The 17,092-nt window shown below is 71.1% G+C and carries 15 protein-coding genes; 6 read left to right on the top strand and 9 right to left on the bottom strand.

Features of this window, described 5'->3' with window-relative positions:
- Window positions 1–27 precede the first annotated feature (27 nt).
- The 3 genes from SMA5143A_RS20085 to clpS form a co-directional block, all read right to left on the bottom strand.
- Window positions 28–1,473 carry an amino acid permease gene (locus tag SMA5143A_RS20085; protein WP_107464285.1) on the bottom strand — a complete coding sequence of 482 codons (1,446 nt, stop codon included), beginning with the start codon at window positions 1,471–1,473 and terminating at the stop codon, window positions 28–30.
- 390 nt (window positions 1,474–1,863) lie between these two features.
- A complete protein-coding gene (locus SMA5143A_RS20080; protein ID WP_107464284.1) occupies window positions 1,864–2,466 on the bottom strand; it encodes a DUF2017 domain-containing protein in 603 nt (200 codons plus the stop codon).
- 69 nt (window positions 2,467–2,535) lie between these two features.
- Window positions 2,536–2,853 (bottom strand): ATP-dependent Clp protease adapter ClpS, encoded by a 318-nt coding sequence (clpS, locus tag SMA5143A_RS20075; RefSeq protein ID WP_055520955.1) that lies wholly within the window; start codon window positions 2,851–2,853, stop codon window positions 2,536–2,538.
- A gap of 112 nt (window positions 2,854–2,965) precedes the next feature.
- On the opposite strand from clpS, the gene SMA5143A_RS20070 reads away from it, so the two are divergent.
- Window positions 2,966–4,294: a nicotinate phosphoribosyltransferase gene (locus SMA5143A_RS20070; protein ID WP_107464283.1), complete on the top strand. Its 1,329-nt coding sequence runs from the start codon at window positions 2,966–2,968 to the stop codon at window positions 4,292–4,294.
- Between the two features lie 357 nt (window positions 4,295–4,651).
- A complete protein-coding gene (locus tag SMA5143A_RS20065) occupies window positions 4,652–5,239 on the top strand; it encodes an isochorismatase family protein (RefSeq protein ID WP_107464282.1) in 588 nt (195 codons plus the stop codon).
- 5 nt (window positions 5,240–5,244) lie between these two features.
- On the opposite strand, the gene SMA5143A_RS20060 is transcribed toward SMA5143A_RS20065, so the two are convergent.
- Both SMA5143A_RS20060 and SMA5143A_RS20055 read right to left on the bottom strand, forming a co-directional pair.
- A complete protein-coding gene (locus SMA5143A_RS20060; protein WP_107464281.1) occupies window positions 5,245–5,670 on the bottom strand; it encodes a hypothetical protein in 426 nt (141 codons plus the stop codon).
- A gap of 123 nt (window positions 5,671–5,793) precedes the next feature.
- The gene (locus tag SMA5143A_RS20055; RefSeq protein WP_107464280.1) at window positions 5,794–8,148 is read right to left on the bottom strand and encodes an immune inhibitor A domain-containing protein; all 2,355 of its coding nucleotides are present in this window, start codon (window positions 8,146–8,148) and stop codon (window positions 5,794–5,796) included.
- A gap of 452 nt (window positions 8,149–8,600) precedes the next feature.
- Here SMA5143A_RS20055 and SMA5143A_RS20050 point away from each other — a divergent pair, with 452 nt between their 5' ends.
- Entirely contained in the window at window positions 8,601–8,900 is a 300-nt protein-coding gene (locus SMA5143A_RS20050; RefSeq protein ID WP_107464279.1) for a hypothetical protein, read from the top strand.
- A gap of 88 nt (window positions 8,901–8,988) precedes the next feature.
- Here the strand turns inward: SMA5143A_RS20050 and SMA5143A_RS20045 are convergent, their stop codons facing one another.
- A complete protein-coding gene (locus tag SMA5143A_RS20045; RefSeq protein WP_107464278.1) occupies window positions 8,989–9,672 on the bottom strand; it encodes an RDD family protein in 684 nt (227 codons plus the stop codon).
- Window positions 9,673–9,733: 61 nt separating this feature from the next.
- On the bottom strand, window positions 9,734–11,368 hold the full coding sequence (locus tag SMA5143A_RS20040; RefSeq protein WP_107464277.1) for an RDD family protein: 1,635 nt from the start codon (window positions 11,366–11,368) through the stop codon (window positions 9,734–9,736).
- A gap of 279 nt (window positions 11,369–11,647) precedes the next feature.
- Here SMA5143A_RS20040 and SMA5143A_RS20035 point away from each other — a divergent pair, with 279 nt between their 5' ends.
- The gene (locus SMA5143A_RS20035; RefSeq protein ID WP_107464276.1) at window positions 11,648–12,061 is read left to right on the top strand and encodes an SsgA family sporulation/cell division regulator; all 414 of its coding nucleotides are present in this window, start codon (window positions 11,648–11,650) and stop codon (window positions 12,059–12,061) included.
- Between the two features lie 10 nt (window positions 12,062–12,071).
- Here SMA5143A_RS20035 and SMA5143A_RS20030 read toward each other — a convergent pair whose 3' ends face one another.
- A complete protein-coding gene (locus SMA5143A_RS20030) occupies window positions 12,072–13,478 on the bottom strand; it encodes an FAD-binding oxidoreductase (RefSeq protein ID WP_107464275.1) in 1,407 nt (468 codons plus the stop codon).
- 91 nt (window positions 13,479–13,569) lie between these two features.
- On the opposite strand from SMA5143A_RS20030, the gene SMA5143A_RS20025 reads away from it, so the two are divergent.
- Window positions 13,570–15,165 (top strand): tetratricopeptide repeat protein, encoded by a 1,596-nt coding sequence (locus tag SMA5143A_RS20025; protein ID WP_107464428.1) that lies wholly within the window; start codon window positions 13,570–13,572, stop codon window positions 15,163–15,165.
- A gap of 166 nt (window positions 15,166–15,331) precedes the next feature.
- Here SMA5143A_RS20025 and hppD read toward each other — a convergent pair whose 3' ends face one another.
- Complete coding sequence (hppD, locus tag SMA5143A_RS20015; protein ID WP_107464274.1) at window positions 15,332–16,486, bottom strand: 4-hydroxyphenylpyruvate dioxygenase; 1,155 nt, start codon at window positions 16,484–16,486, stop codon at window positions 15,332–15,334.
- A gap of 123 nt (window positions 16,487–16,609) precedes the next feature.
- Between hppD and SMA5143A_RS20010 the strand changes: the two genes are divergently transcribed.
- Window positions 16,610–17,092, top strand: a complete 483-nt coding sequence (locus tag SMA5143A_RS20010) for an Lrp/AsnC family transcriptional regulator (RefSeq protein WP_055520818.1) — start codon at window positions 16,610–16,612, stop codon at window positions 17,090–17,092.

The raw sequence follows: 17,092 nt of genomic DNA, 5'->3' as shown, positions 1-17,092 counted from the left end.
GGAGGCCGGTGGGCCCCGGTGGATCGGTCAGCCGACCTTCTCCAGGTCCGGGTCGCGGCGGCCCGTGACCTCGGGGTTGCGGGACTTCAGCACCAGCCAGCCGACACCGAGGGCGGCGGCCCAGCCGGCCATGACGTAGAGGCTGACCCGGGCCTCGTGGTCGTAGGCGATGAGGCCGGTGACGAAGAGGAGGAAGACGATGGCGATCCAGCTGCCCGTCGCGCCGCCGGGGGCGGGGAAGGAGGAGGCGGGCAGGCGGCCCGCGTCGACCGCGCGGCGGTAGCGGACGTGGCTGACCAGGATCATCAGCCAGGTCCAGATGCCGGCGCCGGTGGCGACGGAGACGACGTACTCGAAGGCCTTGTCGGGGACGACGTAGTTGAGGACCACGCCGATGCCCATGAAGAGCACCGAGACCCCGATGGCGAGCGCGGGCGTCTTGGTGACGGACAGCTTGTTGAAGGCCTTGGGGGCCTCACCGCTGTCGGCCAGGGTGCGCAGCATGCGGCCCGTGGAGTACATGCCGGAGTTGCAGGAGGACAGGGCCGCCGTCAGCACGACGAAGTTGACGATGCCGGCGCCGGCGGGGATGCCGATCACCGCGAAGGCCTTCACGAACGGGCTCACGCCCGGCGCGAACTCGGTCCACTTCACCACGCAGAGGATGACGGTGAGGGCGCCGACGTAGAACAGCGCGATACGCCAGGGCAGGGTGTTGATCGCCTTGGGGAGGGTCTTCTCCGGGTTCTCGGACTCACCCGCGGTGACACCGACCAGCTCGACGGCGAGGTAGGCGAACATCACGCCCTGGAGGGTCATCAGGGACGAGCCGATGCCCTTGGGGAAGAAGCCGTCGAAGGCCCACAGGTTGGAGACGGCGGCGGTGTCGCCTGCGGCGCTGAAGCCGAAGGTGAGGACGCCGAGGCCGATCACGATCATGCCGATGATGGCGGTGACCTTGATCATCGAGAACCAGAACTCGATCTCGCCGAACAGCTTCACCGAGATCAGGTTGGCCACGAACAGGACGACCAGGAAGACCAGCGCCGAGACCCATTGCGGGACTTGCGGGAACCAGTAGTTGATGTAGATCGCGGCGGCGGTCAGTTCCGCCATACCGGTGACGACCCACAGGAGCCAGTACGTCCAGCCGGTGAAGTAGCCGAAGAACGGGCCGAGGAACTCGCGGGAGTACTCCGCGAAGGAGCCCGAGACCGGGCGGTACAGGAGCAGCTCGCCGAGCGCCCGCATGATGAAGAAGATGATGACGCCGGCGACGGCGTACATCAGGATGAGGCTCGGTCCGGCCTTGGCGATGTTCGCACCGGCGTTGAGGAAGAGCCCGACGCCGATGGCGCCGCCGATCGCGATCATCTGGACCTGGCGGCTGCCGAGCCCGCGCTCGTAGCCCTCTTCGGAGGCCTCGCCGCGCACGGCGTCATTGCCGTTGTTGTCGACCTGAGCGGAGGTCATGTGTTGTGCGCCTTTCTCCACGCTGGGCCGATCCGAGTCGTTCGTCGACCCCGGATCGGGTTCCGATCCCCCCGGATGTGATGGAGCTGAGCTGGTTCGCTCGTGCCTGGCCGACGGTCGTCGGCTGGTGGCGCACCCGGTGGACAAGGGTGGTGTCCGCCGGGCGGTCGTGAAGATTTATCACGGCCGCAATCTTGATCGGCGAGGTGTTTTGTGGCGTACAACACAGGAAGAAGCGGACAAAGAACCCCCCTGAGGGCATCCCTCACCGCCGTGGTGACACGATCGTTATCCGGATTTGAGTGTCCTCTGAGCGAACACGAAGCAGACCCGGAAGGGCTTCGGAGGGAACCGTGAGTTCCGCCACCGGCGCCCTGGGCGGCGGGGCGCTCAGGGCATCAGTGTGGTGATCAGCGTCTCCTGGAGCCCGCCCAGCCACAGGTACGCCATCACCATCGGCTTGCGCGGGTCCTCGTCGGGGAGCCGGTAGAGGAGGTCGGTGTCCTCCTCGTCGACGACGTCGAGCCGGGACCCGATGGCGAGGCGCAGGTCGTTGAGGCAGCCGAGCCACCGCCGGGACTCGTCCGCGGACAGCTTGAGCACGGCCCCGCCCTCACCGGCCGCCGACAGCCCGTCCAGGGAGTGGATCACCGCGAGGGCGTTGTCGCGCTTGCCGGCCCGCAGGTCGTTCTCGGTGAAGCGGCGGAACTCGGAGGAGTACGCCCGCTGCTCCTCGGCCTGTTCGGCCGTCGGGGTGCCCTCGGGGTCGCTGTAGGCGTCGGGGAAGAGACGCCTGAGCACGGGGTCCTTGGGGGGCTCGCTCGGGCCCTCGGCGAACAGCTCGGCGAGCGGGTCGTCGGGGGCGTCCTCGGCGGGGCCCGGACCGATCAGCTCCAGCAGCTGGACCGCGAGCGAACGGATGATGGAGATCTCGACCTCGTCGAGCGCGACGGCCGCGCCGCCGCCGGGAAGCGGTTCGAAGGTTCCTGGCATCGGGTTGGTCGTTCACTCCGGTCGTGTCGTGTCAGGCCGGGTCGTCCGGCCCGCGGCTGCCGCCCGTGGTTACTTCCGGTCCTGCTGGAGCGTGGCCCACAGACCGTAGCCGTGCATGGCCTGGACGTCGCGCTCCATCTCCTCGCGTGTTCCGCTGGAGACGACCGCGCGACCCTTGTGGTGGACGTCGAGCATGAGCTTGGTGGCCTTGTCCTTCGAGTACCCGAAATAGGCCTGGAAGACATAGGTCACATAGCTCATGAGGTTCACCGGGTCGTTGTGGACGATCGTCACCCACGGCACATCGGGCTCGGGTACGGCGAAGACCTCCTCCGCCGATTCGGTCTTCTCGATCTCCATGGGTGCGGCTGCCGTCACACGGCCCATGCTGCCACCACAGGGGGGTCCCCGCACAAACGGGGACCCGCCCGAGGGCGGGTCCGACAGAAATCGGACCCAGAAATCGTCAGATTGACGAGATGGGGGTACGATCCCTGCCATGAACACAGCGGACCTTGGTTTGCCGGTGGATGTCCCCTCGACCGCGCTCTTCACGGACCACTACGAACTCACGATGCTCCAGGCCGCCCTGAAGGCGGGTACGGCCGAGCGGCGGTCGGTGTTCGAGGTCTTCACGCGGCGGCTGCCGGAGGGGCGGCGGTACGGCGTGGTGGCCGGAACGGGCCGGGTGCTGGACGCGGTGGAGAACTTCCGCTTCGACCCCGGTGTCCTCGGCTTCCTGCGCGAGCGCTCCGTCGTCAACGCGGAGACCCTCGACTGGCTGGCGGGCTACCGCTTCAGCGGCGACGTCTGGGGCTACCAGGAGGGCGAGGTGTACTTCCCCGGCTCGCCGATCATGCGGGTCGAGGGCACCTTCGCGGAGTGCGTGCTCCTGGAGACCGTGATCCTTTCCATCCTGAACCACGACTCGGCGATCGCGGCCGCCGCCTCCCGGATGTCCAGCGCCGCCGGGGAGCGCCCGCTGATCGAGATGGGCGCCCGGCGCACGCACGAGCTGGCCGCAGTGGCCGCCTCGCGCGCCGCGTACGTCGGCGGCTTCACCTCCACCTCCGACCTGGCGGCGGGCTTCCGCTACGGCATCCCGACCGTGGGCACCTCCGCCCACGCCTTCACCCTGCTGCACGACCGCGAGCGGGACGCCTTCCAGGCCCAGGTGGACTCCCTCGGCCGCGACACCACGCTGCTCGTCGACACCTACGACGTCACCGAGGCCGTGCGGACGGCCGTGGAGGTCGCCGGGCCCGAGCTGGGCGCGGTCCGCATCGACTCCGGTGACCTGCTGCTGGTGGCCCACCGGGTGCGCCAGCAGCTGGACGAGCTGGGGGCGAGGGGCACCCGCATCATCGTGACCTCCGACCTCGACGAGTACGCGATCGCCTCGCTGGCGGCGGCGCCCGTGGACGCGTACGGGGTGGGCACCCAGCTGGTGACCGGCTCCGGGCATCCGACCGCCTCCATGGTCTACAAGCTGGTGGCGCGGGCGGAGTCCGCCGACCCCACGGCGCCGCTGGTGCCGGTGGCGAAGAAGTCCACCGGCGGCAAGACGTCCGTCGGGGGCCGCAAGTGGGCGGCCCGACGGCTGGACGAGCACGGGGTCGCCGAGGCCGAGGTCATTGGCACCGGGCCCGTCCCGGCGGAGCTGGAGGAGCACCAGCTCCTGGTCCCGCTGGTCAGGGAGGGCCGGGTCCTCGCCCGCGAGCCCCTCGACGTCGTACGGGACCGCCACGCGACCGCCCGCGCGAGGCTGCCGCTGTCCGCGACCCAGCTGTCGCGCGGGGAGCCGGTCCTCCCCACGGAGTACGTCTGACAGGCGCACGCCGGGAGTCCGTGCCGGGCCACGCGAGGGCGAGCATGCGCGGGCGCACGCGGGGAGCGGATCGGGGTGCGGGCATGCGGGGAGCGGGGGCTCCCGGCGCACACAGGGAGCGGACGGGTGCGGGGGCGCCCGATGTGCCCTGGTGTGAGCCGGTCAGCGCCCGCGTGCTCGGCCTGTGCCCCGGTCCGCGCCTCGGGCGAGCGCCGGACGCCCCCTCCCGAACACCTCCGGAAGTCTCTAGGCTCGGAAGTTCGTAGTCCCGCAGATCGGCCGGGCCAGCCCGCTCCCCGCGTCAGGAAACCCACCCCATACCGACCCAGAGTCGAAGAGTCGAAGGACACCGACACCATGCGCCGCGCCTTGATCGTCGTTGACGTGCAGAACGACTTCTGCGAGGGGGGCAGCCTCGCGGTGGCCGGCGGTGCCGATGTGGCCGCCGCCATCACCGAGCTGATCGGCCAGGCGGCCGGCCCCGGCTACCGGCATGTGGTGGCCACCCGTGACCACCACATCGCTCCCGGCGGTCACTTCGCCGACAACCCGGACTACGTCCACTCCTGGCCCGCGCACTGCGTCGCCGGCACCGAGGGCGTCGGCTTCCACCCGAACTTCGCCCCCGCGATCGCCTCCGGCGCGGTCGACGCCGTCTTCGACAAGGGCGCGTACGCCGCCGCGTACAGCGGTTTCGAGGGCGCCGACGAGAACGGCGTCTTTCTGGCGGACTGGCTGCGCGCCCGCGACATCGACGAGGTCGACGTCGTCGGCATCGCCACGGACCACTGCGTGCGCGCCACCGCCCTGGACGCCGCGAAAGCGGGCTTCCGCACCCAGGTCCTGCTGGACCTGACCGCGGGCGTCGCCGAGGAGACGACGGAGCGCGCCCTGGGGGAGCTGCGCGAGGCGGGAGTGGAACTCACGGGCAAGCCGGTGGTCTGACCACGCTAGGCGTGAGTTCGGGGCCTCCTCAGGAGGGCTCGGATGGGGTGCCAGAGTTCCGGGGTCGTGGACGTGGGGCAGACCGCCGACGTGCGCCATATCAACCCGTCGGGGTGGTGCAGCACCGCCGTGATCTCGTCCGGTGTCGGGGGCGCCGCGTTGCCGCGGAGGTAGATCGCGCGCAGCCCCAGGTTGCGCAGCCGCGTGAGGGCGCGGGCCCGGTTCGCGGCCAGCACCAGCACCCGGACCGAGCCGTCGTCCGCCGGGGACACCCCGGGGAGCCCCCCGGCCTGGGTCGGCAGGGCCCGCGCGGGCGCCTCGACCCGGGTGGTCGGACCGGCCGGGACGGGGTCCCGGGGCGCCGGCGCCGGCAGGTTCAGGGCGACGACGACATTGCCGTCCGGCAGTTTGCAGAAACCTCCTGCGGCCATGCAGGTCACACCCCCGTGCGCGTCAGTGTCAATAAGAAGGCCACAGCACGCACCTAAACACGTCCGGCCGCGACCCGCCAAGGGGGTCGCGGCCGAACATGGTCTGACCTGCGGAAATGCTGGTTACTTCACCGCGGGGCCGACCAGGAGCGAGATCGTGGAGCCGTCCTTGGCCTCCTTGACGATCTTGATCTTGGTGTTGGTGTCAGTGATCTTGACACCGCCCGTCGGGTTGGTCTCGTCGTAGTAGGTGTTGGTGTGGTCGTTGAACGTCGACACACCCTTCGACGACGGGATCTTGGTGAGCACGTCGGCCTTGTGCAGCTTCAGGCCGTCGGTGCCGTACAGGCTGAACGGCGAGTCGTAGGACTGGATGCGGTTGCGCATCAGCGTCCCGTCGGCCCACTTGAGCGCCTTCGGGTGGGAGTCGATCGGGAGGACCAGACCGACACCCGGGTGGGTGCTGGTGTTGTTGTCCGCCTGCGAGGTGTCCCACTTCCAGATCAGCAGACCGTTCTGGTACGGGTAGTGCTCCACCCAGTCCGGACGCGTGGTCGAGAAGCCGAAGTTGTACGGGCCGACCTTGAGGGTCTTGTCGTACGAGACGTACTGGCGGTTCTCCGCGATGTAGTACTGGTCGTAGTCGTCCGTGATGGACGAGCCGATGCGGGAGAAGCCCTTCGTCGTCCAGGCCGCGTCCGTGCTCTCCGCGTTGTCGGTGAACAGGGCGCTGCCGTCGGCGACCACGGAGATGCGGTCGGCCGCGAAGCCCTTGGGGGCGACGCCGCCGTCCGTCTGGTAGCGGAAGCGCAGGTCGAACTTCTTGCCCGCGTAGGCGTCCAGCGAGTACGACAGCTTCTTGTACGTGCCGGAGGAACCGGTCAGGGCCGACTTGCCGCTGGCGTCCTTCGGGATCGCCGCGCCGTCCACCGTGCCGTCGATCGCGGTCCAGTTGGCGCCGCCGTCCGTCGACACCTCGGTGTAGAGGTAGTCGTACTCGGCCTCGATGTCGTACCAGCCGTCGAGGGTGAGCGCGCCCGACGACTTGCCCGTGAGGTCCACGGAACGGGTCAGGGTGTTGGAGAGGTTGTCACCGCTGCCGCTCCACCACTGGCCCGAGCCCTCGGCGGGCTCGACGATCTCGGTGGTGACCTTCTTCTTGGGCAGCTCGACCACGAGGGCCTGCTTGTCCCAGGTGTTGTACGCGGCGAGGCCCAGCTTGTGCGTGGACTGCTTGCCGGCCTTGGCGGTGTCGAAGTTGAGCCAGCCCAGCTGGAGCTTGTCCCAGGCGGTCATGTCACCGGGCAGGTCACCGATCTCGTTCTTGCCGGTGCCGAGCCAGGAGCCGGACGACATCAGGGTCCAGAAACCCGTGGAGTTGTCGCCGCCGGCGGTGTCGTAGTGGTCCGGCAGACCGAGGTCGTGGCCGTACTCGTGGGCGAAGACACCGAGGCCGCCGTTCTCCGGCTGGATGGTGTAGTCGCCGACCCAGATGCCCGTGTCACCGATCTTGGCGCCACCGAGCTTGTTGCCCTCGGGGCCGCTCACACCGGCGTCGGTGCCGAACGCGTACCAGCGGTGCGCCCAGATGGCGTCCGTGCCCTGCGCGCCGCCGCCGGCGGACTCGTCCTCACCGGCGTGCACGATCTGGAAGTGGTCGATGTAGCCGTCGGGCTCGTTGAAGTTGCCGTCGGCGTCGAAGTCGTAACGGTCCCACTGGTCGTACTTGGCGACCTCGGCCTTGATCTGCGCGTCGGTGCGCCCGGCCGCCTTCTGCTGGGCGACCCAGGAGGTCAGACCGTCGCTGACGACGTTCCACACACTGGTGCAGTTCGTCTGACCGCACTTGTTGTTGCCGTAGCGGGCCTCGTTGTAGGGCACCTTGACCCAGTCCGAGACCGTGCCTTCGACCGAGTAGCGGCCCGAGGACTGCTTCTCGTAGTACTTCTTCATCGACTCGGTGTTCTTGCCGGTGCCGAAGTACATGTCCTGGAAGTGCTTGCGGTTGTAGTCCGCCTTCCAAGCCGTGGAGTTGTCCTTCTTGCGGTTCGGCTTGGCGATCTTGTTGTGCAGCGGGCCGGGAGTGCCGCCGTACTGGCTGTCGATCTGGTCGCCGAACTCGACGAGGATCGTGAAGATCTTGTCGGTCTTCTCGCGGCCGAGCTCGACGTACTTGCTCTGGCCCTTCTTGCTCTTGAGCTTCACGACCTTTGAGCCACCACGGTCCTTGACCGTGGCGTCGCCGGATATGACCTGCTTGAGAGCTTCCTCGCGCTGGGCCTCCTGAGTCTTGCTCATGGGGCCTTCGAGGTCGTGCTCGCCGTGCGCGGCGTGGTCCGCCGGGTCGTGGCGGTTCGCGGCGGCTGCCGACTTGCCGTCCCCGTCCTGCGCCACAGCGTAGGTCGAGAAGGTGGCCGCGGCCGTCGCCATGGCGACGCTGATGGCCGCCGCCCTGAACGTCCAGGGTCTACTGGTCACTTGAGGTCCTCCCCCGCGTCCGTCCGCGCGGAGGGGATGTCCTGGTCGTGGAGGAAGTCCGCGGGCGGTATACGCGTGTAGTCAAGTGACGACATTCGACTGGAGTTTCGAGAGAAAAAACAGATCTTGACTTGCACAGGTCAAGGCGCTAATGCCGTCTACGGGAAGCGCTTGTTCGTTATGCGGACGTTATGTACGCCGCCAACCGGCGCGCACGTACGTCCACTTCCTGGACTCCATGACTCGGTGCGCCCCCTGTGCCCCCATGCCCGTGGGTCAGGTCACGCTTACCCGTCGTTCCCCTCGGGCACCCTGGCGAATAGAGTCGATTGGCGGAGCGCCGGACGTCGGCGGAAGCCAAGCCGACGGCACTGCTTCACCTTTGATTCGTATCCGCAACCTCCCCTCAGCGCGAGAGGCACGGGGAGACCCCACCCGAGGACACGATTGCCATGCCTCGTCCGACGACCGCACAGCTCGCCTACGGCTCCTGCACCGTGATCCTGTCCACCCTCGCCATGCTGCTGCTGTCACAGACGAGTTCCGGCGTGGGGATCGCGGTGATCGCCCTCTCCGCCCTCGCCCTGGGCCTGCTCGTCTCCCTGACCGTGCCGCTGCCCAGGCCGGCCTCGGCGAGGGCCTCCACCGTCACCGCCGGGAACCGGGTCAAGGCCCCGGCCACCGTTCCGGCGGGCCCGGCGCCCGAGCCGGTCCGCGAGCGGGAACCGGTGCACTGGCCGACGGCTTCCTGAACCTCTTCGGCGCCCCACCGGGACGCCGCGCAGAAACGTGACGGCGGGCCCGTGCTCCACGGACCCGCCGTTCTGCGTGTGAGTCCGCTCACTCCGTGCTGACCACCACCGTCTTGGCCGCCTTGTCGTGCAGACCCTGCTTGAACGGCTTGTCGAAGAAGCTCCAGCCTCCCGCGATCGCCGTCCAGACGCAGGCGCAGCAGAAGGCGAACGGGATCCACAGCACCGCCGCGCGCAGCAGCGAGGTCTGCGTCGAGGGCGTGTTGCCGTCGCTGAGGTTCGCCACCCGGAGCTTCATCACCCGCTTGCCGAGGGTCTGGCCGTTCCTGACCGTGAAGAACGTGTCGTACGCGATGTAGAGAACCGCGGCCAGCACTTCCTGCCCCACCGACTTGCTGAACTCGATGTCGTTGGTGTCCACGGTGTACTGGCTGACTCTGAACGCCCAGGCCAGCAGCCCCACGACGATGCCCACGAGGATCATGTCCATGAGGCGGGCGAGCACCCGCTTGCCGCTGTCGGCGAGCGGCGGCATCCCGAGGAGCGGGTCGTTGGGGAAGGAACCGCCGCCATAGGGGTCGCCGCCGTAGGGTCCGCCACCGCCGTGGGGCGGCGGTTCGTTGCCGTACGGGGGCGGCCGGCTGCCGTACGGCGGTCCTCCGGGCGGGGTGCCGTGCGGGGTACCGCCGCCCTGGTCCGGCGGGGGCTGCTTCCTGAACGGGTCGTCGTCCGGGGACCGACCGGAGCCGAAGGGCGGCGGTTCACTGCTCATGGCCCGAGTCGACCGCGAACCCCCCGGCTCCGCATCCGGCACGGGGCCGTACGGAGTACGGCTACTCGCCGGCGACGAAGGTGTGGGCCGCCTTGTCGTGCCAGCACTGGCGCCACGGCTTGTCGATCACACACCACAGGACGCCGACGACACCGATGCCGAGCAGACCGGGGACGGTGTGGGCGAGCCAGCGGCGCAGGGACCCGCCGAACGACGGGGGCTCATGGCCCTCGATGTCCCGGACCTCCAGGCGCAGCAGCTTCTTGCCGAGGGTGCGGCCCCACTTGGCGGTGGGCAGCACCTCGTAGAGGGCGCTCACCACGAACAGGACGCCCAGGATGATGCCCAGGTACACCGAGGTCGTGCCGTCGAGCAGCCAGACCGTGACCTTCTCGCCGGAGAGCCTGGCCGCGTCGATCTTCCCGTCGATGTGGTCGAGCGCCTTGGTGCCGAACGGGACGGCGGCCACGGCGGTGACGGAACCGACGATCGCGCTGTCCACGAGGCGGGCCACCAGGCGTCGGCCGAGCGCGGCGGGTCGGGCCTCCGCCTGCCGTCGGGCGACCGCCTGGAACGGGTCCTCCACCACCGGCTTCCAGGGGGCGACCGGCTGTTCGCCGTCCCCGCCCGCCAGCCGGTGCACCTGCTGGGCCCATGAGGGCTGACCACCGCCGGACCCGACGGCCATGGGCGTGTCGGCCGACTGCCGGGAAGCGGTGGGCTGCTGGGGCAGGCCCGGGGCGGGCTGCCCGGTCGGCGGGGCCTGCGGCGTCTGCGCGAAGGAGCCGCCCACCGCCGGTTGTTCCGGCTGCCGCGGGGACGGGGCGGTCGGGGTGAGGGGGGTGGCCGGAGACGCTGAGGGCGACTGCGGGGCGGGCGCGGCCTGCGGGCCCTGCTGCGGTCCGGAGGGCACGGCGGTCGGGATCGGGTCGGGGACCGGCGGTGCGGCCGGTGCCGTCGCGGACGACGCCTGCGGGCCGAGCCCCAACGCCTGCTGGGCGGCGGCCTGCGCGCTGGTCAGCGGCGCGCCGAAGACACCCGGGGCCGGGCCCGCGCCCTGTGGTCCCACGGCCTGTGGCCCCCCGCCCTGTGGTCCCACGGCCGGGGAGTTCGTACGGAACACCATGGTGCCGTCGGCCCGTGACGCCTCCGCTCCCCCGCCCGCGCCGGTGGTGGGGCGGCGGAAGACCACCGTGCCCTCGGGTACGCCGGTGTCGTCGTCCGCCGGCGGGATCGTCGCCGTGCCGTCCGTGCTGGCCGTGGGGCCCGACTCGGCGGCCGGGTCGCCCGCGTCCGCCGCGAGCGGGACCCGCGGGTCGGGGCCCTGGCCGGCCGGCCGGGGTGAACCCCAGGAGACGCGGCGGTCCTTGTCGCCGCCGAAGCCGGTCTGCCGGGAGCGGTCGGCGCCCCACGCGGAGGCGGGTTCGGGGCGGTTGCCGTGCAGGGAGTCGGCGGAGGGACGGCCGGCGGGTCCGCCCGGCTCGGGGTCCTCGTCGAAGAAGTGCGGGCCCGTCTCCTCCACGGCCGGGGAGCCGGAGGGCGGGGCGAGCGGTTCGCCGTCGGTGGGCGCCGGACGGCTCGTACCGGGCACCCAGGCGGCACCGTTCCAGTACCGGACATATCCAGGAATGGAGGGGTCCGGGTAATACCCTTCGCGGGGCCTGTCGTCGCCGGGGGCCGGGGTTGGGGCGCTCATGTCCGTCGTCCCGTATCTGCTCGGGGGTGGAAGAGGGGGCATCCACATCTACCAGACGGGGGCAAGCCCCATGACCGCTGCCGCCGGACCCGCCCCTTTCGAGCACGGGATCTGCTACGGGCCGGACCCGCGCGCGGGGACTCCCGCGCGCCCCTCGGCTCGGTCGTCGGCGCGTTCGTCGGAAAAAGTTCCGCGGACCCGCGTAATGAAGGAGGCCCCGCTCCCCTCTCACTCGTACGGGCCCGCATCCGGGCCCCGCACCGGAGAGGAATCACCACCATGAGGCACACCGTCGTGGAACGCGAGTTGGAGCTGCGGCTCGTCCTGTCGCCCGAGCAGAGCATCCCCGTACCGGCCAAGCTGGGCTACCGCAGCGACGACCCGTACGCCGTCCACATCACCTTCCACATCAACTCCGACCGGCCCGTGCACTGGACGTTCGCTCGGGAGCTGCTGGTGGAGGGGGTGTTCCGGCCGTGCGGGGGCGGGGACGTCAGAGTGTGGCCGGCGAAGGTGTCGGGCCGCGGTGTGGTGCTGATGGCGCTCAGCGCGCCGGACGGGGACGCACTCCTGGAGGCGCCGGCCGCCGCCGTGTCCGCCTGGCTGGAGCGCACGCTGCGGATCGTGCCGCCGGGCGCGGAGTTCGAGATGCTGCGCATCGACGACGGTCTGGCCGAACTGCTCGCCCAGTGAGGCGGCTGCCTCAGAACAGCTTGCCCGGGTTGAGGATGCCCAGCGGGTCGAAGACGGCCTTCACCGCCCGCTGCATCTCCATGCCCACCGGGCCGATCTCCCGCGCCAGCCACTCCTTCTTCAGGATGCCCACGCCGTGTTCGCCGGTGATGGTGCCGCCGAGCTCCAGGCCGAGGGCCATGATCTCGTCGAAGGACTCGCGGGCGCGCCGGGACTCGTCGGGGTCTGTCGCGTCGAAGCAGACGGTGGGGTGCGTGTTGCCGTCGCCGGCGTGCGCGCAGACCCCGATGGTCAGGTCGTACTTCTCGGCGATGCGTTCCACGCCGTCGAGCATGTCGCCGAGCCGGGAGCGGGGCACGCACACGTCGTCGATCATCGTCGTGCCCTTGACGGCCTCCAGCGCGGTCAGCGACATCCGCCGTGCCTGGAGCAGCAGTTCGGACTCGGCCGCGTCGTCCGCGGGGACGACCTGGGTGGCGCCCGCGGCCTCGCACAGCTCCGCCACCGCCGCGAGGTCGGCCGTGGGGTCGGGGGTGTCGAAGGCGGCGAGCAGCAGCGCCTCGGTGGTCTCCGGCAGGCCCATGTTGCCGAGGTCGTTGACGGCCTTCACCGTCGTGCGGTCCATCAGTTCGAGCAGCGAGGGGACGTGCCCGCCGGCCATGATCCGGCACACCGCGTCGCACGCGGCGGCCGCCGACGCGAACTCCGCCGCCAGCACCAGCTGCTGGGGCGGCCGCGGCCTGAGGGCGAGGACCGCGCGGACGACGATGCCGAGCGAGCCCTCCGAGCCGACGAACAGCCGGGTGAGGTCGTACCCGGCGACGCCCTTGGCGGTGCGCCTGCCCGTCGACATCAGCCGCCCGTCGGCCAGCACGACGTCCAGGCCGAGGACGTACTCGGCGGTCACCCCGTACTTGACGCAGCACAGGCCGCCGGAGGCCGTGCCGATGTTGCCGCCGATGGTGCACATCTCCCAGCTGGAGGGGTCCGGCGGGTAGGCGAGTCCGTGTTCGCCGACGGCGCGGGAGAGCGCGGCGTTGACGACGCCCGGCTCGACGACCGCGATCCGGTCCACGGGGTTGACCTCGAGGATCCGGTCCATCTTGGTGAGGGACAGCACGACGCAGCCCTCGGAGGCGTTGGCCCCGCCCGACAGTCCCGTACGGGCGCCCTGCGGGACCACCGGGACGCGCAGCTCGGTGGCGGTGCGCATCACGTGCTGCACCTGCTCGACCGTCCGCGGCAGCACCACGACCGCCGGGGCGCCGGCCTCGCAGAAACTCGCCATGTCGTTCGCGTACGACGCCGTGACGTCCGGGTCGGTGAGCACGGCCTCCGGCGGCAGGCCGCTGAGCAGCAGGTCGACGAGGTTGCCGGTCGCTTCGTCGCGCGGGGCTTCGATACGGCTCATGATCACAGGTTCGCACTCACGGCCATCGGTGTGAAGGCCGCCGCCGCGAGCCGCCGGGTACGGGATGTGATCGTCACGGGGACGCACAGTGATCGACATGAGCGGTGTGAGGAACGAGGAGTCGGCGACGCCGGGGGCGGACGGCGGCCGGGGGAACGGCGAGCAGGGCGGTACCGGGCGCTGGCGGGGCGACACGGCGGCCCGGGCCGCGCGGTGGCGGGCCGGCGACGCCCGCTGGGCGGCACGGCGGCGGGACGGGAGGGCCGGCCGGGTGACGTGGTGGCGCGGCGGGGCGCCCTGGTGGCGGGGGCGGGCGGTGGCCGGGGTGCTCGTGGGGTGTGTCGTGCTCGGGGGCGGGGTGCGGGTGGTCGCGCCGGACGGGGGTGACGGGGCGGCGGGGCGGGACGACGCCGGTGCGGGGCGGGTCGCGGGCGTGCCGGGCGCGCCGGGCGCCCCGGCGCGTGGGCCGGAGGTGGCGGAGGTGCGGGCCCGAGCGGGGGCGGGGGTGCTGGCCGCCGGGGTTTCGGTCGGGTCGGACGACGTGGCGGTGCTCGTCGCCGACCGGGAGAAGCGGGTGCGGACGCGGCCCCGGGACAGCGCGGCGTGGGCGGTGCTGGGCGCGGCGTACGTGGAGCGGGCGCGGCGGACCGGCCGCGTCTCGGACCTCCCGAGGGCCGAGAAGGCCCTGCGCGCCTCGCTGCGGCTGCGCCCGCAGGGCAACGCCGACGCGCTCGACGGCATGACCGCGCTCGCGAACACCCGGCGCGACTTCCCGGCGGCGCTGCGGTGGGGCGAACGGGCGGTGGCGGAGTCACCGGACCGCTGGACGTCGTACGCGCTGCTTCTCGACGCGTACGACGGGCTCGGCCGCTACAGGGCCGTGCGCGACACCCTGGAGCGGCTCCTCGACGCCGGCTCCGGTCCGGCGGCACAGGCGTGGGCCGCCCGCGTCTACTGGGACCAGGGCCGGCGCGAGGACGCGGCCGCCACGCTCGCGGACGCGGCGGCGGCCGCGGGAACGCCGGCCGAGGAGGCGGCGCTGTGCGTCCGGGCCGGGGAGCTGGCCTGGGAGCGGGGGGAGCCGGCCGAGGCGTCCCGCTACTTCACGGCGGCGACCCGGGCCGACCCGGACGCGGCGGACGCGCTCGCCGGACGCGGGCGGATGCTGGCGGCGACGGGCAGGACGGCCGAGGGGGTACGGGCGTACCGGGCGGCACTCGCGCGGCGGCCGTCGGCCCGGGTGGCCCTGGAGCTGGGCGAGCTGTACGAGTCGCTGGGGCGGGTCGGGGCGGCGGCGCAGCAGTACGGGATGGTGCGGAAGCTGGTCCGGCGGTCCGCCGCGGCCGGGGTGAACGAGGCGCTCGTCCTCGGCGCGCTGGAGGCGGACCACGGCGATCCCGCGAAGGCGGTGCGGGTGCTGCGCGCGGAGTGGCGGCGACAGCCCGGACTGAAGGTCGCCGACGCGCTGGGGTGGGCGCTGCACCGGGCCGGGTCGCACAAGGAGGCGCTGGAGTACGCGAGACGGGCGACGGATCCGGCGCGGGGCGGTGAGGTGCGGTCGGCGGTGTACGCGCACCACCGGGCGGAGATCGAGCGGGCGCTGGGCTTGACTGCGTCGGCGCGGCGGCACGGGGAGGAGGCGCGGCGGATCAATCCGTTTCTTCCCTTGGGGGAAGGGGGTGGGTCCGCGTGAGGGCTCGGGGGGAGTGGGTGCGTCGGCGGGTGCGGGTGGTTCGTGGTTTCTCGCGCAGTTCCCCGCGCCCCTGCACCCGCACCCGCACCCGCACCCGCACCCGCACCCGCACCCGCACCCGCACCCGCCAACGAACCACGCGCCCCCGAGCTATTGGGCGCCCGGTCTACAGATTGCCCCGCTTCTCCTGCTCCCTCTCGATCGCCTCGAACAGCGCCTTGAAGTTGCCCTTCCCGAAGCCCATCGACCCGTGCCGCTCGATGATCTCGAAGAACACCGTCGGCCGGTCCTGCACCGGCTTCGTGAAGATCTGCAGCAGGTACCCGTCCTCGTCCCGGTCCGCGAGGATCTTCAGTTCGCGCAGGGTCTCGATGGGGACCCGGGTGTCGCCGACCCACTCGCCGAGCGTGTCGTAGTACGAGTCCGGCGTGTTGAGGAACTCCACCCCGGCCGCCCGCATCGTCCGTACCGTCCGCACGATGTCGTTCGTGTTGAGGGCGATGTGCTGGACGCCCGCGCCGCCGTAGAACTCCAGGTACTCGTCGATCTGGGACTTCTTCTTGGCGATGGCGGGCTCGTTGATGGGGAACTTGACCTTGAGGGTGCCGTCCGCCACCACCTTCGACATCAGCGCGCTGTACTCGGTGGCGATGTCGTCGCCCACGAACTCCTTCATGTTCGTGAAGCCCATGACCCGGTTGTAGAACTCCACCCACTCGTTCATCCGGCCGAGTTCGACGTTGCCCACGCAGTGGTCGATGGCCTGGAACGTGCGCTGGGCGGGCGGCTCGACCATGGGGTCGGCGGCGACGTAGCCGGGGAGGTACGGGCCGTCGTAGCCGCTGCGCTCGACGAGGGTGTGCCGGGTCGTGCCGTACGTGGCGATCGCGGCGAGGACGACCGTGCCGTGCTCGTCCTTCACCTCGTAGGGCTCGGCGACGGAGCGGGCGCCGTGCTCGATGGCGTACTCGTAGGCGCGGCGGGCGTCGGGGACCTCGATGGCGAGGTCGATGACGCCGTCGCCGTGCTCGGCGACGTGCTCGGCCAGGAAGTGGCCCCAGGTGGTGGTGGCCTTGACGACCGAGGTGAGGACGAACCGGGCCGAGCCGTTCTCCAGGACGTAGCTCGCCGTCTCTCGGTTGCCGGTCTCGGGGCCGGAGTAGGCGACGAGCCGCATACCGAAGGCGGTGGAGTAGTAGTGGGCGGCCTGTTTGGCGTTGCCCACGGCGAAGACCACAGCGTCCATTCCCTTGACCGGGAAGGGGTCGGCCTGCCGAGCGGTGTCAGGGACGGGGTGCGTGTGCGCAGAGGTGGCTGCCATGGCCGCAGGCTCCCCCCGCTCCCGCAAGGTGCGCAATAGTTCGCGTTCTGGCTGGACAATCTGCACAGTCGTAGCCCCATACTCGGGCGGGTTCTGTACAGGATGCTCACCTCGGGAGGGCTCATGGCGATCGATCATCTGGACGGGCGGCTGATCGTGCTGCTGGCGCGCGAGCCGCGCATCGGGGTGCTGGAGATGTCGCGGCGGCTGGGGGTCGCGCGGGGCACGGTGCAGGCGCGGCTGGACCGCCTTCAGTCGAATGGAGTCATCCGCGGCTTCGGCCCCCAGGTGGATCCGGCGGCGCTCGGCTACCCGGTGACGGCGTTCGCGACGCTTCAGATCCGGCAGGGTCAAGGCGCGGACGTACGGGCGCACTTGGCGACCGTGCCGGAGGTGCTGGAGCTGCACACGACGACCGGCAGCGGCGACATGCTGTGCCGGCTGGTGGCGCGTTCGAACGCCGATCTCCAGCGGGTGATCGACCGGGTCGTCGGTTTTGATGGCATCGTCCGGGCCGCCACGGCGATCGTCATGGAGAACCCCGTTCCGCTGCGGATCATCCCGCTGGTGGAGCAGGCGGCGGAGGACCGGGAGACGACGACGTAG

Source organism: Streptomyces sp. MA5143a, from assembly GCF_900290235.1.
GTDB lineage: Bacteria > Actinomycetota > Actinomycetes > Streptomycetales > Streptomycetaceae > Streptomyces.
The sequence above is the reverse complement of the archived record's forward strand: the minus strand, read 5'-3'. Positions and strand labels throughout refer to the sequence as shown.